The organism is Pseudomonas sp. C11 (genome assembly GCF_034683865.1).
GTDB lineage: Bacteria > Pseudomonadota > Gammaproteobacteria > Pseudomonadales > Pseudomonadaceae > Aquipseudomonas.
The window spans coordinates 561054-577423 of sequence record NZ_JAWIIP010000002.1; the positions used below are offsets into that span (position 1 = coordinate 561054).

At 61.1% G+C, this 16370-nt stretch carries 18 protein-coding genes and 1 tRNA gene; 3 read left to right on the forward strand and 16 right to left on the reverse strand.

Features of this window, described 5'->3' with window-relative positions; genetic code table 11:
* Positions 1–52: 52 nt before the first annotated feature.
* Complete coding sequence (locus VC352_RS05550; protein WP_322978585.1) at positions 53–1741, reverse strand: OmpP1/FadL family transporter; 1689 nt, start codon at positions 1739–1741, stop codon at positions 53–55.
* 334 nt (positions 1742–2075) lie between these two features.
* On the opposite strand from VC352_RS05550, the gene VC352_RS05555 reads away from it, so the two are divergent.
* Positions 2076–2477, forward strand: a complete 402-nt coding sequence (locus VC352_RS05555; protein ID WP_322978586.1) for a quorum-sensing-regulated virulence factor family protein — start codon at positions 2076–2078, stop codon at positions 2475–2477.
* Between the two features lie 30 nt (positions 2478–2507).
* On the opposite strand, the gene VC352_RS05560 is transcribed toward VC352_RS05555, so the two are convergent.
* On the reverse strand, positions 2508–2699 hold the full coding sequence (locus VC352_RS05560; protein ID WP_322978587.1) for a hypothetical protein: 192 nt from the start codon (positions 2697–2699) through the stop codon (positions 2508–2510).
* A gap of 333 nt (positions 2700–3032) precedes the next feature.
* Here VC352_RS05560 and VC352_RS05565 point away from each other — a divergent pair, with 333 nt between their 5' ends.
* Both VC352_RS05565 and VC352_RS05570 read left to right on the forward strand, forming a co-directional pair.
* A complete protein-coding gene (locus tag VC352_RS05565; RefSeq protein ID WP_322978588.1) occupies positions 3033–4436 on the forward strand; it encodes an MBL fold metallo-hydrolase in 1404 nt (467 codons plus the stop codon).
* Positions 4437–4701: 265 nt separating this feature from the next.
* Positions 4702–5775 carry an LOG family protein gene (locus VC352_RS05570; RefSeq protein ID WP_322978589.1) on the forward strand — a complete coding sequence of 358 codons (1074 nt, stop codon included), beginning with the start codon at positions 4702–4704 and terminating at the stop codon, positions 5773–5775.
* 98 nt (positions 5776–5873) lie between these two features.
* On the opposite strand, the gene nadA is transcribed toward VC352_RS05570, so the two are convergent.
* The 14 genes from nadA to ruvC form a co-directional block, all read right to left on the reverse strand.
* Positions 5874–6932, reverse strand: a complete 1059-nt coding sequence (gene nadA / locus VC352_RS05575; protein WP_322978590.1) for a quinolinate synthase NadA — start codon at positions 6930–6932, stop codon at positions 5874–5876.
* 130 nt (positions 6933–7062) lie between these two features.
* Positions 7063–7138 (reverse strand) — tRNA-Lys (locus tag VC352_RS05580).
* A gap of 58 nt (positions 7139–7196) precedes the next feature.
* The gene (gene queC / locus VC352_RS05585; RefSeq protein ID WP_322978591.1) at positions 7197–7871 is read right to left on the reverse strand and encodes a 7-cyano-7-deazaguanine synthase QueC; all 675 of its coding nucleotides are present in this window, start codon (positions 7869–7871) and stop codon (positions 7197–7199) included.
* Between the two features lies 1 nt (position 7872).
* The gene (gene queE / locus VC352_RS05590; RefSeq protein ID WP_322978592.1) at positions 7873–8520 is read right to left on the reverse strand and encodes a 7-carboxy-7-deazaguanine synthase QueE; all 648 of its coding nucleotides are present in this window, start codon (positions 8518–8520) and stop codon (positions 7873–7875) included.
* Positions 8521–8747: 227 nt separating this feature from the next.
* On the reverse strand, positions 8748–9557 hold the full coding sequence (gene ybgF / locus VC352_RS05595; protein WP_322978593.1) for a tol-pal system protein YbgF: 810 nt from the start codon (positions 9555–9557) through the stop codon (positions 8748–8750).
* 6 nt (positions 9558–9563) lie between these two features.
* Complete coding sequence (pal, locus tag VC352_RS05600; RefSeq protein ID WP_322978594.1) at positions 9564–10061, reverse strand: peptidoglycan-associated lipoprotein Pal; 498 nt, start codon at positions 10059–10061, stop codon at positions 9564–9566.
* Between the two features lie 53 nt (positions 10062–10114).
* Positions 10115–11413 carry a Tol-Pal system beta propeller repeat protein TolB gene (tolB, locus tag VC352_RS05605; RefSeq protein WP_322978595.1) on the reverse strand — a complete coding sequence of 433 codons (1299 nt, stop codon included), beginning with the start codon at positions 11411–11413 and terminating at the stop codon, positions 10115–10117.
* Positions 11414–11418: 5 nt separating this feature from the next.
* The gene (gene tolA, locus VC352_RS05610) at positions 11419–12411 is read right to left on the reverse strand and encodes a cell envelope integrity protein TolA (RefSeq protein ID WP_322978694.1); all 993 of its coding nucleotides are present in this window, start codon (positions 12409–12411) and stop codon (positions 11419–11421) included.
* Entirely contained in the window at positions 12408–12860 is a 453-nt protein-coding gene (gene tolR / locus VC352_RS05615) for a protein TolR (protein ID WP_013714447.1), read from the reverse strand. The genes tolA and tolR overlap by 4 nt, the downstream gene beginning before the upstream one ends.
* Positions 12861–12875: 15 nt before the next feature.
* Positions 12876–13571 (reverse strand): protein TolQ, encoded by a 696-nt coding sequence (gene tolQ, locus VC352_RS05620; RefSeq protein ID WP_322978596.1) that lies wholly within the window; start codon positions 13569–13571, stop codon positions 12876–12878.
* 2 nt (positions 13572–13573) lie between these two features.
* On the reverse strand, positions 13574–14026 hold the full coding sequence (gene ybgC, locus VC352_RS05625; protein ID WP_322978597.1) for a tol-pal system-associated acyl-CoA thioesterase: 453 nt from the start codon (positions 14024–14026) through the stop codon (positions 13574–13576).
* Positions 14027–14079: 53 nt separating this feature from the next.
* Positions 14080–15132 (reverse strand): Holliday junction branch migration DNA helicase RuvB, encoded by a 1053-nt coding sequence (ruvB, locus tag VC352_RS05630; protein WP_322978598.1) that lies wholly within the window; start codon positions 15130–15132, stop codon positions 14080–14082.
* Between the two features lie 13 nt (positions 15133–15145).
* Positions 15146–15751, reverse strand: coding sequence for a Holliday junction branch migration protein RuvA (gene ruvA / locus VC352_RS05635; RefSeq protein ID WP_322978599.1), 606 nt, complete (start codon positions 15749–15751; stop codon positions 15146–15148).
* Positions 15752–15772: 21 nt separating this feature from the next.
* A complete protein-coding gene (gene ruvC, locus VC352_RS05640) occupies positions 15773–16297 on the reverse strand; it encodes a crossover junction endodeoxyribonuclease RuvC (protein ID WP_322978600.1) in 525 nt (174 codons plus the stop codon).
* Positions 16298–16370 lie beyond the last annotated feature (73 nt).

Here is a 16370-nt window from a genome sequence, read left to right on the forward strand (position 1 = left end):
AGCGGCTTGCCGGCAAAGGGGGCGCAAGTCTAGCACCCCCAGCCATACGACTTCAGAAGGTGTGATTCAGGGCCAGGCCGATGAAGTGGATGCGGGTGCGATATTCACCCGTGTAGTTGCCACCATTGCCAGTGCAGCGCTCACCGCTGTCCTGATACAGCCCACCGCTACCCGGCACCCAGCCGGCAGGTGAACACGCGTCACGATAGTCCATCTTGCCGGTGGCGAACTGCACGAAGCTGTAGGCCAGATCCACCGAGGTATCGGGCGTGACCTTGTAGTTGGCCCCGAACGATAGCCAGTAGCGGTCGGCATCAGGAAACGCCGGGTGACGCAGCTCGGCGGAATTGACCGGTGACTTGTCATAGGCCACCCCGGTGCGCAGCAACAGGTCGTCGCTGTACTGGTAGTTCATGCCCAAGGAGATCTTGTAGGTGTCCTTCCAGTCCTGCTTGACCGCCAGATCGCCCTCGGTCACCCCGTTGAAATACGGATAACCGGCCACTTGATCGATGCCGATACGCACTTCATCGAGCCGGGAATGGCGGGTGAAGGTCAGGTCGGCCATCAGCGCCACCTTGTCATTGAGCTGGTGGAAGGCACTGAACGATAGGGTTTCCGGAGTATCGATGGCCGTCTTGGCCGTGGAGTTGGGGTGCAGGCGGGTAGCAGCGAAATTCCCAGGATTGATCCAGTTGCTTGGATCCAGCACCTGACCAAGTGCATCGGCCGGTGGCAGGGTGATGATCCCTAGATCGATACCACCACTCAGATCGGTCTCCGGAGAAGGCACGCTTCCCGTGACATCAGCGAAACTCCACTTGGTCTCGCCCTCCATGGTGTGGCGGATATGTGAGCGATAGGCGACCCCGAACCGCGTCGACTCGGTCGGCTCCCACATGTAGCCGATGTTCCAGCCGAATCCCCAGTCGTCCCCCTTGACCCGGAAATAGCCATCGCCCTGAACGTTGTCGGCAAAGTTCTTCGCCACGCAGTCGACGAACGCATCGCCGGACTGGCCGTCACAGCTGCTGATTTCCGTGGGAACCGAGAGACCGTAGAGCAACGGAATCGCCGTTTGCCCGAGCGGTGAAGCGGCCAGCTCGGTGAGATCCTGATTGGCGCTGACGAATTGCCCAGCCAGTTGCCGTGAAGCGCCCTTCACATCCGCCGCGCCGCGCTGCACCGACTTGATGTATTGCGCCGAAACACCGAAACCGATGCTGTGATGCTCGTTGAAGCGATAGGCGATGCTGGGGTTGAAGGTCACGGTCTCCAGGCTGGCGGACTGGATGCCATAGCGTCCGGACCAGTTTTCCTTGTAGTCGAGCTTGGCCCCGAAGGGGGTAAAGATGCCCAGGCCGATGGTCACCTGGTCGTTGATCTGGCGGGACACGTAGAAGTTCGGCGCGCCGGCCACATCCGGCAGAAAGTCACCGGCATCCCCCGATACCGGATTGCCGAACACGTCACGGCTGCCTTTATCCTCGTATTCGCCATCGGGCAGCAGAATGCTCAGCCCGGAAGTCATCTGAGTGCCCTTGAGCCGGGTCATACCGGCTGGGTTGTAGAAGATGGTCGAAGGATCGGCGGCTTCGGCGCCGTTGGCATGGGCAGTGCCCTGCGCAGAGACGGACTGGGAGCCGAAGTGGTAACCGGATGCCTGTATCTGTGCCACAGGCAAAACCAGTAAACTGCCGACCATCACACGCGATGGCCAGCGCCGAGAGAGCATTGTCATTGTTATTCTCCTGCACACTGCCTTGAACACCGCACGCAGCAGCGCCCGGCGTCAGCAGATGTCAGGCAGGTCTGACTGGCGACGGGCGAATCACGTGTGGCATGCGAGTCATCCGCCCAGTGCATCCAGACCGGCGCCCATCGGGCGCACGCAAGATCGAAACCAGGCGGCTCATGATTCGGACGCCTGTATGACCACGATGATCCCCGGCCTTTGGTCGTGCTGACGAATGGCAGCAAGAGGCCAGCATGTCTCCATCGGTAACACCACTGGGCTCCGAACATTCGCTGCGAAGCCCTGTCCAATCCACGTTCGTCTTTTCAGGAGTTGTCCCATGCTGCGTTACGTTCTCCCCGCACTCGCGCTCGGCCTGGCTCTGCCGATGGCACAGGCAGCCTCATTGAAGGAAATGGAATTGACGCGAACGCTGGAGAAGGTGGCCCAGGAAAGCAGCGTGGGCACGCCGCGGGCTATCAATGAAGATATTCTCGATCAGGGCTACACCGTCGACGGTCACACGCTGATCAACCACCTCAGCGTGCGCCCCGACCATGCGGCGAAGATGCGCGGAAACCCGGATACGGTCAGAAGCCAGTTGGCGGCAAGCGTTTGTCGCAACCCCGGCTACCGCCAGTTACTGAGCCAGGGTGCACAGTTGCGTTACCAGTTCAGCGAATACCGCAGCAACCGCCCGATCACCACCGAGGTCTTCGATCGCAGCGATTGCGGCCTGTAAAGCAGATACGCGGTTGCCAGACGACCGCGATCAGCCCTTGGCGCGGCGCTGCGCATCGCCGGCGCGCAGCTCGGCCAGCAAGGCATCCATGTAGCGCGACCGGCGCACACCGCCCTCGAGACGACGCAGGCACTCGTCCTCCAGGCTCAGTTGGTTAACGCGCGCCGCTTCCCGCAGCATCTGGTACAGCTCTTCGTCCACGTCCACTATCAGCTTGGGCATACCTGCCCTCCTCTACCCGTCGATACTCTATGCAGGCCGTCGGGCTTCCGGCTTCGCTACACAACAGCCCACAAAGCAACCATACCGGCCGAGCCCCGCCTCATGCTGGCTACGACCCTCTGGCTCGCCACGCATCTGGATGGCGAGCTTCGCGGAAACACCCACTTCCTGCAAGTAAATCAGACGCCAGGCATCCCCCAAGTTCCGCAGACGAACGGCATCACGTCACAGTTGCGCCAACCTTCCTGCAATAACCGCCTGCCTGACCTGCATCAAATTCACCGCAGGCGGAACCCGGCATGCTGCAAGCACCTCAGGCATAAGGAGCAAACCATGGCCCTGCTTACCTTCCTCGGCGCGATTCAACAGGTCACCGGCTCCTGCTATCTGCTGGAGAGCCGCGAAGGCGCCAAGGTGCTGCTCGAATGCGGCATGCACCAGGGACGCAGCGAGGAAGAGAACCAGAACCGCAGCGCCTTCCCCTTCGATCCCAGCAGCCTCGATGCCGTGGTGCTGTCGCACGCCCATCTCGACCACAGCGGCCTGCTGCCGCGCCTGGTCGCCGAGGGTTATCGCGGGCCGATCCATGCCACCGAGGCCAGTTGCGAACTGCTCGAACTGATGTTGTTGGATTCGGCCTTCCTCCAGGAAAAGGACGCCGAATGGGAGAATCGCTGGCGCGCCCGCCAGGGCAAACCTGCCATCAAGCCGCTGTACACCATCGCCAACACCGAGCAGGCCCTGAGTCAGACACGCCGCCATGCTTATGGCGAGACGGTGGAGATCGCCAAGGGCGTGCAGGTGACCTTCCATAATGCCGGGCACATTCTCGGCTCGGCCATCGTCGAACTGTGCGTGGAGGATCATCACCTGCATCGGCGCCTGGTTTTCTCCGGCGATCTCGGTAATACCTGTTCCCCTCTGATGCAAGCCCCTGCGCAACTGCACGAAGCCGATGTGCTGATGCTGGAATCCACTTATGGCGACCGCGATCATCGCCCCAGCGAAGAAACCATCGAAGAGTTGGCCGACATCCTGCAACAGGCCCATCGTGACGGCGGCAACGTGCTGATCCCCTCCTTCGCCGTCGGCCGTACTCAGGATCTGATCTACTACCTGGGCCGCTTCTATCAGGAAGGTCGCCTGCCGCAACAGGCGGTCTTCCTCGACAGCCCCATGGCGATCCGGGCGAATGCCATCTACAGCCGCTACCACGAGCAGTTCGCTGCCAAGGATCAGGCCGCGCTGGTAGCCAAAGGCGTCAAACGGGTCGAAGACTGGTTGCCCGTGCTGCGCTGCACGCCGACAGCCGAAGAGTCCATGGCGATCAACCGGGTCAAGAGCGGCGCGATCATCATCGCCGGGGCGGGCATGTGCAATGGCGGGCGCATCGTCCACCACTTCAAGCACAACCTCTGGCGCGAGGACTGCCACCTGGTATTTCCCGGCTTCCAGGCCAAAGGCACACTCGGTCGCCTGATCATCGACGGCGCCGATACGGTGAAAGTGCTGCACCAACGCATCGCAGTGAAAGCCAAGGTGCATACCCTCGGCGGCTTCTCCGCGCATGCCGGGCAGTCGCAGTTGCTCGACTGGGCCGCCCAGTTCGAGCATCACCCCGAGCTGTACCTGGTGCATGGCGAACTGGAGAAGATGCAGACCTTGCAGCAGGTGTTGCGCGAGCGCCTGAACTGGCTGGCCAACATCCCCGAGCCGGGCGAACAGATCGCCCTGTAGGGCACTTCTAAAAACGTAAGCGAGGCAGCCAGCGCAAGGCAAAACAGGCGAGAAAGCGCAGTTTACGAGCTGTAAATGAGCATTTTGAGCCTGTTTTAACGCCGCGATGGCAACGCAGTTAGTTTTTAGAGGTGCTCTGTAAGCCGCGCTTACGAAAACAGGCTAAAACCTGGCTGTGGCATCGTTGGCGACACTCCATAATCAAGGAACCGCCCTGGCACGAACATGATGCGCACATGCCAGCGCGCAGAACAGGAGAGTTTCCATGCCCTACGAACCGGACGATTATCTCTCGCGCCACGTGCAGACCAGCGAAGTCGACCTGAGCAGCAAGCTCGACGAACTGATCAACCTCAGCGTGCCCAGCAACAGCCCCAACCTGCCGCTGTACCGGGAAATGCTCACCACCGTGATCCGCATGGCGCAGGCCGACCGCAACCGCTGGGACGCCAAGATCATGCTGCAGACCCTGCGCGAAATGGAGCAGGCCTTCGGCGTGCTCGAGCAGCTCAAGCGTCGCCGCAAGGTAACGGTGTTCGGCTCGGCCCGTACCCCGTCGGCCCATCCGCTCTACCAGCAGGCTCGCGAACTGGGTGCACTGCTGGCGCGTCGTGACTTGATGGTGATTACCGGCGCCGGCGGCGGCATCATGGCCGCTGCCCATGAAGGCTCAGGCCCGGAAAACAGCCTGGGCTTCAACATCACCCTGCCCTTCGAGCAGAAGGCCAACGCTACCATGCGTGAAAGCCATCATCTGCTGTCCTTCCACTTCTTCTTTTTGCGCAAACTGTTCTTCGTCAAGGAAGCCGACGGCCTGGTGCTCTGCCCCGGCGGTTTCGGCACGCTCGACGAAGCGCTGGAAGTGCTGACGCTGATCCAGACGGGCAAGAGCCCTCTGGTGCCTGTGGTGCTGCTCGACCAACCCGGCGGCAGTTACTGGGAAAGCGCTCTGGGCTTCATTCGCAGCCAGCTCGAAGACAACAGTTACATCCTGCCCACCGACCTCAACCTTATGCGTCTGGTCTACAGTGCCGAAGAGGCCGTGGAAGAAATCGTCCACTTCTACCGCAACTTCCACTCCAGCCGCTGGCTCAAGGATCGCTTCGTCATTCGCCTCAACCATCCTCTGAACGAGCAGACACTGGCACGACTCGACGAGGAATTCAGCGGGCTGTGCAAGACCGGTGGTTTCACTCAGCAGCCCCATTGCGAGCAGGAAAGCGACGAGCCCGAACTGTGCCAACTGACACGCCTGGCCTTCACCTTCAACGGCCGTGACTATGGCCGCCTGCGGGCCTTGTTCGATATCGTCAACGAGCCTGGAAACTGGGTCAGTTGATCGTGGCCCGGATGCAATCCGGGAACTGCCACGCCGACCTCAGACGTACAAAGCAAGAAGCCCAGCATGAGCTGGGCTTCGTTCGAATCGCTGCCTGATCAGGCGTTGCCGGCGACTTTCAACCTGGCGGCCTGGGTGAAATCGAGCATGCGCTTGAGCGGCTTGATCGCCTTGGGGATCAACGCTGGATCGACATGGATCTCACCGGAACCTTCGCGCAGCCCGGTCAGCACACGCTCCAGGGTGTTCATCGCCATCCAGGGGCAATGCGCGCAGCTACGGCAGGCCGCGCCATTGCCCGCCGTCGGGGCTTCGATGAAGGTCTTGTCCGGGCACAGCTGCTGCATCTTGTAGAAGATACCCCGGTCGGTGGCAACGATGAAGGTGGAGTTCGGCAGCGTCTGCGCGGCCTTGATCAGTTGGCTGGTCGAGCCGACGGCATCCGCCAGCTCGACGACATTCTGCGGCGACTCGGGGTGAACGAGGATGGCGGCATCCGGGTAGAGCGCCTTCATGTCCAGCAACTGCTTGGACTTGAACTCCTCATGCACGATGCAGGCGCCATCCCACAGCAGCATGTCGGCGCCAGTCTCGCGCTGGATGTAATTGCCCAGGTGCTTGTCCGGCGCCCAGATCAACGTCTCGCCGTTGTCCATAAGGCTCTCGACGATTTCCAGTGCGCAGCTGGACGTCACCACCCAATCGGCGCGCGCCTTCACCGCTGCCGAAGTGTTGGCATAAACCACCACGGTGCGCTCGGGATGCTGGTCGCAGAAAGCCGAGAATTCGTCGACCGGGCAGCCCAGATCCAGCGAACAGGTCGCCTCCAGCGTCGGCATCAGGATGCGTTTTTCCGGGTTGAGGATCTTCGCCGTCTCACCCATGAAGCGCACGCCCGCCACCACCACGGTCTGCGCCGGATGCTGGTTGCCGAAGCGCGCCATTTCCAGAGAATCGGCGACACAACCGCCGGTTTCCTCGGCCAGCGCCTGAATCACCGGGTCACAGTAGTAGTGCGCCACCAGCACGGCGTTCTGCTTCTTCAGCTCGGCAGCGATCTCGCGGCGATACGTAGCTTCTTCCTCAGCCGTCAGCGGCTTGGGCTGCTTGGCATCGAGGTGGGCCTGAACCAGAAGGCGTTCGGAAATCTGCGACATGTCATCCAACCTGTGGCGCTCGTAGGCGAGCCGCGAGTATACACCTGCCCTGCACAGCCGATGACACGGCTGCTCCGGGGCTTTTTTCGGGCAAAAAAAAGCCAGTCTTCCGACTGGCTTTTTGCGATGTTGGTGGGTCGTGTAGGATTCGAACCTACGACCAATTGGTTAAAAGCCAACTGCTCTACCAACTGAGCTAACGACCCAACGCGAAGCGCATGATACTGATTTAATTCAGGAAATCAACACTCCTCGAAAACTTTTTCACACATAGCGCGTGGCATCGGCCACGCCAGCAGCCAAAAAGCCGGCCGCGCGCAGGCGGCAGCTGTCGCACTTGCCACAGGCACGGCCATCGCTGTCGGCCTGATAGCAGGAAACGGTCAGCGCGTAATCCACGCCCAGACGCGTGCCGGCCTGGATGATCTCGCCCTTGCTCATGTACTGCAGCGGCGCACGGATGGTGAACCCCTGCCCCTCGACACCGGCCTTGGTCGCCAGGTTGGCCATGCGCTCGAAGGCTTCGACGAACTCCGGCCGACAATCGGGATAGCCCGAGTAATCCACCGCATTGACGCCGATGAAGATATCTTGCGCGCCGAGCACTTCCGCCCACCCCAGCGCCAGGGCAAGAAACACCGTGTTGCGCGCCGGCACGTAGGTAACCGGGATTCCCTCGACCGGTGCTTCCGGCACCGCGATGCTGGCATCGGTCAGGGCCGAGCCGCCCATGCCGTTCAGATCGAGGCCAATGACCTTGTGCTCGATCACGCCCAACTGCTGCGCCACGCGTTCGGCAGCCTGCAATTCGGCGCGGTGGCGCTGGCCATAATCGAAACTCATGCTGTAGCAGGTGTAGCCATCTGCCTTGGCCATGGCGACCACCGTGGCCGAATCCAGCCCTCCGGAGAGGAGGATGACCGCTTTCTTATCGCTCATATCAATGTCCCGGCTCGTCGTTCCAGAGAATCTTGTGCAGTTGCAATTGCAGGCGTACCGGCAGGTTGTCCGTCACGATCCAGTCAGCCAGCGCACGCGCGTCGACCTGCTTATGGCTGGGCGAGAACAACACCTCGTCGACGCGCGCCGCCAGGTCATATTCGATGAGCTTGGAGACCGCCCAGTCGTAATCCTCACGCGAGCAGATGACGAACTTGACCTGATCGTTACGGGTTAGCCAGGGAATGTTCTCGTAGCGATTGCGCTGCACCTCGGCCGAGCCAGGTGTCTTCAGATCGAGTACCTTGCTCACCCGCGAATCGACGGCAGAAACGTCGAGCGCGCCGCTGGTTTCCAGCGATACCTCGTAACCGGCGTCACACAGGCGGGCAAGCAGGGGGATGCAATTGGGCTGCGCTAGCGGCTCGCCGCCCGTCACGCAGACATAACGAGGCCGATAGGCGGCCACCTGTTCGAGGATGCTGTCCAGCGTGACGATCTCACCGCCGCTGAAGGCATAGGCAGTGTCACAGTACTGACAGCGCAGGGGGCAGCCGGTCAGGCGCACGAATACCGTCGGCAAGCCGGCAGTACGCGTCTCCCCCTGCAACGAGTAGAAAATCTCGGTGATACGCAGGGTTTCTTGCATGGTAGCCACGGGCGTGATGACGAAACAGGCCATCCGCCTCCGTTGCGTGGAAAACAATGCCGTGGTTCGGCATGACGGAGCCGCGCCCTCCGGAGACATCAGCGAAGCTGAAACCCCTTGAACGACGCGGGCGGCCATTCTAAAGGAAGATGCCCTGGCCGTCTCGGCACGCCGGGCATAAACGAAAAACCCGCGCCAGGGCGCGGGTTCGGGTAACACGTGATCGCTTACAGACGCTGCAGGTCGCGTTGGGCCAGTTGAGCGGCCGAGCTGCCTGGGAACTGAGCAATGACCTGCTGGAGGATGCCACGCGCCTTGTCGTTATGACCCAGACGACGCTCGACATCGGCTAGCTTGAACAGCGAATCCGGCACCTTGGCGTGACTCGGATACGCCTGACTGACCTTGGCAAAAGCCTGGCCGGCAGCCTGCAGATCACCCTTGGCCAGATTGACCTCACCCAGCCAGTACTGGGCGTTACCCGCGTACTGACTGCTGGGATAACGATTGAGGAAAGCGGCGAACGCCTGCGATGCCTTGTCGAAGTCCTTGGCCTTGATCAGGTCGAAGGCGGCATCGTAGTAGAGCTTTTCCTTGGCCGGATCACCCGGCTCGGCGCTGGCCTGCTGCTGCGCAGCGGGTGGCGTCGGCGTGCCAGCGGCGTTGATCACGCCATTGGCAGAAGAATTCTGAGCGGGAGCACCGGCAGCTGCACCGGCGGAAATACGTTGATCAAGATCCTGATAACGCTCCAGGCCTTCCTGCTTGAGGCGCTGGATTTCATTCTGCTGCTCTTCGACCATGCCACGCAGTTGCGCAAGTTCCTGCTGCATCTGCTGGAGCTGGTTGAACAGCATGCCCTGCGCCGAAGCAGGGGCTTGCGCCCCTGTTTCGGCGGAGGCGCCAGCCATACCATAACCCGCCGGTGGATAGCTGCTACCTTGCATGGTGCTGCTATCCATTACGGGAACTTCCGCCATTGCCGCATGCGGCAGGGCAAGTGTCAGAAGGGTCAGAGTACGGAGGCACTTAAGCATGGCAAATTACTTGCGCAGCTCTACGCGACGGTTCTGAGCCCAGGACTGCTCGTCGTGGCCAGTAGCAACCGGACGCTCTTCGCCGTAGGAAACCAGTTCCAGTTGAGCCGGGGAAACGCCCTGCAGAACCAGGTAGCGTTGAACGGCCTTGGCACGACGCTCGCCCAGAGCCATGTTGTACTCACGGGTACCGCGCTCGTCAGCGTGGCCTTCCAGAACAACGCGGTTGCCGTTGGCTTTCAGATCCTTGGCGTGTACGTCCAGAGCGCGCATGGCTTCGGCCTTCAGGTCGGAGCTGTCGTACTCGAAGTAGAAGGTGGTGATAGCGCGCAGAGCAGCTTCTTCGCTCAGGCTACCGTCAACAGCGCCGCTGTTGGCGCCGTAGCCGGCGTTCGGGTCGACCGCGCCTTCACCAGCAGCGTCACCGCCTTTGGAGGAGCAACCTACAGCAACGGCGAGAGCCAGGGACAGTGCAGCGAACTTACCGAATTTCAGCATTTCCATCATGTAACTCCTAATGAACCCCAGTGTGTTAAGCAAAAAGGTGAAGCACCGCATCAGTTCAGGTAAGGGGACCAAGAAGGCTCTCGAACTTCGCCTTGAGCGGTAGGAAGAGGGAGCCTCACGCGTCCATTGGAGGACGCCAACATCAAGACTCCCCGGCCCTGCTGGCGGGTGGCGTAGATTAGCATGGCGCCATTGGGCGCAACAGTGGGCGACTCATCCAAACTTGTATCGGAAAGAATGCGCAGGCGGTTGGTTTCCAGGTCTTGCGCCGCCACCTTGAACACGGTGAAACCATCCTGGCGATGGATCATCACCAGCATCTTCTCGTCAGCCGAGAGTTTCGGGTTGGCGTTGTAGTTGCCCACGAACGTCACGCGCTCGACTGCACCAGAATTGATGTTGGTCTTGTAGATCTGCGGTTTGCCTGCCCGATCCGAGGTGAAGTACAGGGTCTGACCGTCCTTGCCCCAGAAAGGTTCGGTATCGATGGCGTAGTGGTTGGTCACGCGACGCATCTGCCGGCTGGCCATATCCATCACGTAGATTTCCGGGTTGCCGTCTTTCGACAGCACGAAGGCCAGGCGCGAACCATCCGGCGACCAGGCCGGTGCACCGTTGAGGCCCTCGAAATTGGTGATCTGCTCACGGCGACCGGTGTCGATGTGCTGGACGAAGATGCGCGGACGACGCTGTTCGAACGACACATAGGCGATACGACGACCATCAGGTGCGAACGACGGCGACAGGATCGGCTCACGCGACTGCAGCAGGGTCACGGCACGCGCACCGTCGTAGTCGGAACGCTGTAAGGTATAGCGGGTGTTGTTGGTGCCAAAGCGCTCGGCCGTCACGTAGAGCAGCTTGGTGGAGTAAGCACCCTTGACGCCGGTGAGCTTCTCGAACGCCTGGTTGGAAATATGGTGCGCCATGTCACGCAGTTGGTCAGTGCCACCACCGACGTTACCGGTCATCACCTGTTGCTCGGTGGCGACGTTGAACAGGGCGTACTGCACCTGCAGGCGGCCGCCATTGGGCACGACGCTGCCGACCAGCACGTACTGGGCGCCCAGAGCCTTCCAGTCACGGTAGATGACTTCGCTAGCCTGGGTCGGCAGGCTGATCATGTTCTGCCGCGGGATCGGCTCGAAGTAGCCGGAGTTACGCAGGTCATTACCGACGATTTCGGCCATGTCCTGCGGCAGTACGCTGCCACCCTGCCAGCCGAAAGGCACGACGGCGATAGGCGTGGCGCGGTCGGCACCTTGGGAAATGACCAGCGGATCGGCCGCCTGGACGCTGCCGACCAGCATGACCAGCCCCAAAAGGGCGATACGAATCAGGTTGTTCACAGAGCTCAATCCTCCGGTTTGAAAATGACGCGACGCTGCCGGTAAAGGCTGTCGAAGGTGGCACGATCCAGTTGCTGCATCTCGGGAATACGTCCCACGTTGCGTACCGCAGCCACGGCCGAGTTGTCGAACGGCGCATCGCCACTGGAGCGCGAAACGCTGGCGTTGGTGATGGTACCGTCAGGCAACATCTGAATCAGCAGCTCAACGCTCATGCCACGGCGTGCCGACATGGGACGCTGCCAGTTCTGGGTGATCAGGTTGATGATCAGATCATCGAGACTACCGGCTACCTGATCGCCATGAGTATCGGCCAGTGCCTGCTGGTTCTGCACGTTATCCGACAGCAAGTCGGCCAGGGCCGCTGCTTTCTGATCCTCGGCAGCCTTGCGCTTGGCCGCTTCGGCTTTCTTCTTGGCGTCCTCAGCCGCTTTTTTCTTCGCCGCTTCGGCAGCAGCCTTCTTCTTGGCCTCTTCCGCCGCTTTCTTCTTCGCGTCCTCGGCTGCCTTCTTCTTGGCATCTTCGGCGGCTTTCTTCTTCGCCTCTTCCTCGGCACGCTTCTTGGCGATATCGGCCTGGCGTTTCTGCTCGGCAGCTTTCTCTGCCTCGGCTTTCTTCGCGGCTTCGGCCTTGGCGGCTTCAGCTTTGGCCTGCTCGGCCTTTCGAGCCTCGTCGGCTTTCTTTTGTTCCTCGGCCTTTTTCGCCGCGGCGACTTTCTGTTCTTCGGCTTTCTTCTGCTCCAGACGCTCGGTCTCGAACTGCGGCGCGGACGTTTTCTGCGCTTCGCCGGCGATCTTCTGCGTGGTCTGGGTGGTGGCCTGACTCTGCGACTTGAGCTGGTACAGCGTAGCCTGCACCACCGGACGCGCCGGCGGCAGTTCCGGCGAGAAGGCGAAGCTGACGAACAGCATGGCGAACATCAGGACGTGCAACCCCACGGCCCAGACGATGGGCCAGAAGTAGCTTTCCGATTGCGGACGCTCGGTTTGCTGCATCAGGGAGCCTCGGTAATCAATCCGACGTTACCCACGTCGGCCTGTTGCAGACCGCCCATGGCCGCCATCACGGTGCCGTAGTCCACCGATTTGTCGCCACGCACGAACACCTGCACCTTCTTACCCTGACGACGGTTCTCGGCAATGATCGCCGAGACGGCCTGGGTCATCTGCGCCAGCGTGGAGGCACGCTCCTGCTCGGTGTCGACGTCCACTTCGCTGCCCATGTTCCAGTAGTAGGTCTTGTCGGCCTTGATGGAGATGGTCAGTACCTGGGCGTCGTTATCCTGCGGCAGCGCTTCGCTGCTGACCTTGGGCAGATCGACCTTGACCCCCTGGTTGAGCATCGGCGCGGTGACCATGAAGATGACCAGCAGCACCAACATCACATCGATGTAGGGCACCACGTTCATCTCGGCGACCGGCTTGCGTCTGTTGCGAATTCTCGCCATGGCTTGAGCCCTGCCTTATTCGTCCGAGGTATGCACTTTGCGGTGCAGGATGGCCTGGAACTCGTCGGCGAAGGTGTAATAACGACCGATCAGCATCTCGCCCCGCGCGGAGAAGCGGTTGTAGGCAATGACCGCCGGGATCGCGGCGAACAGACCAATGGCCGTGGCGATCAGCGCTTCGGCGATACCCGGAGCAACGGTGGCCAGAGTGGCCTGCTGCACCTGAGCCAGGCCACGGAAGGAGTTCATGATGCCCCAGACGGTACCGAACAGACCAATGTAGGGGCTGGTGGAGCCGACGGTCGCCAGGAATGGCAGTGCGGCTTCCAGCTTCTCTTCCTCGCGGGAGATGGCTACGCGCATGGCACGGGCGACACCGTCCATGACCGCATCCGGGTCAACACCCGGCTGCTGACGCAGGCGCGAGAACTCCTTGAAGCCGGCACGGAAGATCTGCTCCAGGCCCGAGTCCGGGTCCGGGTTGCTGCCAGCCTGGCGATAGAGCTTGGACAGGTCTATACCGGACCAGAAGCGATCCTCGAAGTTGTCCAGTGCGCGCTTGGCAGCGCGTATGGCATTGCTGCGCTGAAAGATCATCACCCAGGAAATGATCGATGCACTCACCAGTGTGAGCATCACCAACTGCACCACAAAGCTGGCGTTGCTGATCAGACTCCACATCGACATGTGGTCAACGGCGTTGGCTTCCACGCTTACTCTCCTGCTGCAATTTGATCCGGCATCTGCGATCCGGCGAAGGCATGACGCATCGGCTCGGGAATGGCCCGGGGCTTCAAGTTTTCGGTGCGCACACAGGCCACCAGGAACTGCCCTTCACAGAGCAGTACATCATCCGCAGCCCGCCTGACCTGTTGACGAAAGCGCAGGCTGGCACGGTTCAATTCGATTACATCGGCGCTGATCACCAGCTCATCGTCCAGGCGTGCCGGCGCGTGATAGCGCGCTTCAGCCGAACGCACGACGAATAACAGGCCCTCACCGGCAAGCGTCGACTGGGCATAACCCAGCTCACGCAGGCGCTCGGTGCGAGCCCGCTCCATGAATTTGAGGTAGTTGACGTAGTAGACGATGCCACCGGCATCGGTGTCTTCGTAATAGACCCGACAGCAATGACTGAACGGCTGGACTCCGTTTTGCGCGCGCATACTCTAGTCCTGCCTCCGAGACTTGCCAATCCGGGCTGGTAACAATTTTTTCGTCATTCATCACCTGCCGAGAAAAGATCGGGCGCTACCTGCTCACCCAGGCGCTTGGGTATGTTCAGACCAAAGTGCAGATAGGCATGCCGGGTAACGACCCGCCCGCGCGGCGTGCGCATCATGTAGCCCTGCTGAATCAGGTAAGGCTCGAGCACGTCCTCGATGGTATGACGCTCTTCACCGATGGCGGCTGCCAGGCTATCGAGCCCTACCGGACCGCCATCGAACTTCTCGATCATCGCCAGCAGCAGACGGCGGTCGGAATGATCGAAACCATGCTCGTCGACATCCAGCAGGTTCAGCGCCTGATCGGCAGTGGCCTGGGAAATCTGGCCATTGCCACGCACTTCGGCAAAATCGCGCACGCGGCGCAGCAGACGGTTGGCGATACGCGGCGTGCCACGCGCGCGGCGTGCGATCTCATAGGCGCCCTTGGCTTCGATGGGCAAACCGAGAATCCCGGCAGAGCGCGAAACGATGGTTGCAAGATCTTCGATACCGTAGAACTCCAGGCGCTGGACGATACCGAAGCGATCACGCAACGGGTTGGTCAGCATGCCGGCTCGGGTCGTCGCGCCAACCAGGGTGAACGGCGGCAGATCCAGCTTGATCGAGCGAGCAGCAGGCCCCTCGCCGATCATGATATCGAGCTGGAAATCCTCCATCGCCGGATAGAGCACTTCCTCGACCACCGGCGACAGGCGATGAATTTCGTCGATAAACAGTACGTCGCCGCTTTCCAGGTTGGTCAGCAGCGCGGCCAGATCCCCCGGACGCTCCAGCACAGGGCCAGAGGTGCTCTTGATCGAACTGCCCATTTCCTGCGCGATGATATTGGCCAGCGTGGTCTTGCCCAGACCGGGCGGGCCGAAGATCAGCGTATGGTCGAGCGCTTCCGCCCTGCCCCGCGCGGCCTGGATGAACAGCGACATCTGCTCGCGCACCACCGGCTGACCGATATAGTCGGCCAGGCGCAGAGGGCGGATGGCCCTGTCCTGCTGTTCTTCACGCTCACGGGGACTGGCGGTGATCAGGCGATCAGCTTCGATCATCGGTTAACTTCCATTAGGCCATTCCGCGCAAGGCGCGACGAATCATATCTTCACTACTCAAACCATCCTCCTTGACGGCAGCGACTGCTCGGCTGGCCTCCTGCGGCTTGTAGCCAAGAGAGATGAGCGCGCTGACGGCGTCATTCTCCGCGCTTGAGACTGCCTGCGCCTGCTGAGGTTCAACCACCAACGGCGCAATGGACGGTATCGACTCCCAGGCCTTGAAACGATCCTTGAGCTCGACCAGCAACCGCTCGGCGGTTTTCTTGCCCACGCCCGGCACCTTGACCAGGGCGGCGGTATCCTGCGCTTGCACGCAGCGCACCAACTCATCCACCTCGAGGCCGGACATCAACGCCAGCGCCAGCTTGGGGCCGACGCCGTTGAGGCGGATCAACTCGCGAAACAGCTCCCGCTCGCGCTTCTCGAAGAAGCCATAGAGCAGGTGCGCATCCTCACGAATCACCAAATGAGTGTGCAGAGTGACTGCCTCACCCACCGAAGGCAGACGATAAAGGGTGGTCATCGGCACTTCCAGCTCATAACCGACGCCATTCACATCCAGAAGCAAATGCGGCGGCTGCTTCTCCGCCAGGGTGCCACGCAAACGTCCGATCACCGGCCGGCTCCTTCAACTGCGCTATAAACGAAGACGACCACCACGCCGCTTGGCGTTGGCCAATCCATGAGGAATCAGACTCTGCCGATGGTGGGCATGGCACAGGGCGATGCCCAGTGCATCGGAGGCATCGATTTGCGGCTTCTGCACCAGCCCCAGAAGGTGCATGACCATCATCTGCACCTGCTGCTTGTCGGCAGCCCCTGTGCCGACGACCGCCTGCTTGACCTGAGTCGCCGTGTACTCGCTGATCTCCAGCCCGGCTTCCACACCCGCGACGATGGCCGCCCCACGTGCCTGGCCGAGCTTGAGCGCCGAATCGGCATTACGCGCCATGAATACCTGCTCGATACCCATGGTCACCGGGCCGTAGGTAGCGATCACCTCACTGACACCGCGAAAGACGATCTGCAAACGCTCGGCCAGCGGCCCATTGCCAGTACGAATGCAGCCGGAGGCGACGTACTCGCAGCCGCGCCCGGTATCGCGCACCACACCATAGCCGGTGATGCGTGAACCAGGGTCGATTCCTAGGATGAGGGTCATGTCGGCAACTGTCTATTTATCCAGTTGGCGAGTATACGGAGGTCCTCATGCGCCGTCACTCGTGACGCGCCCG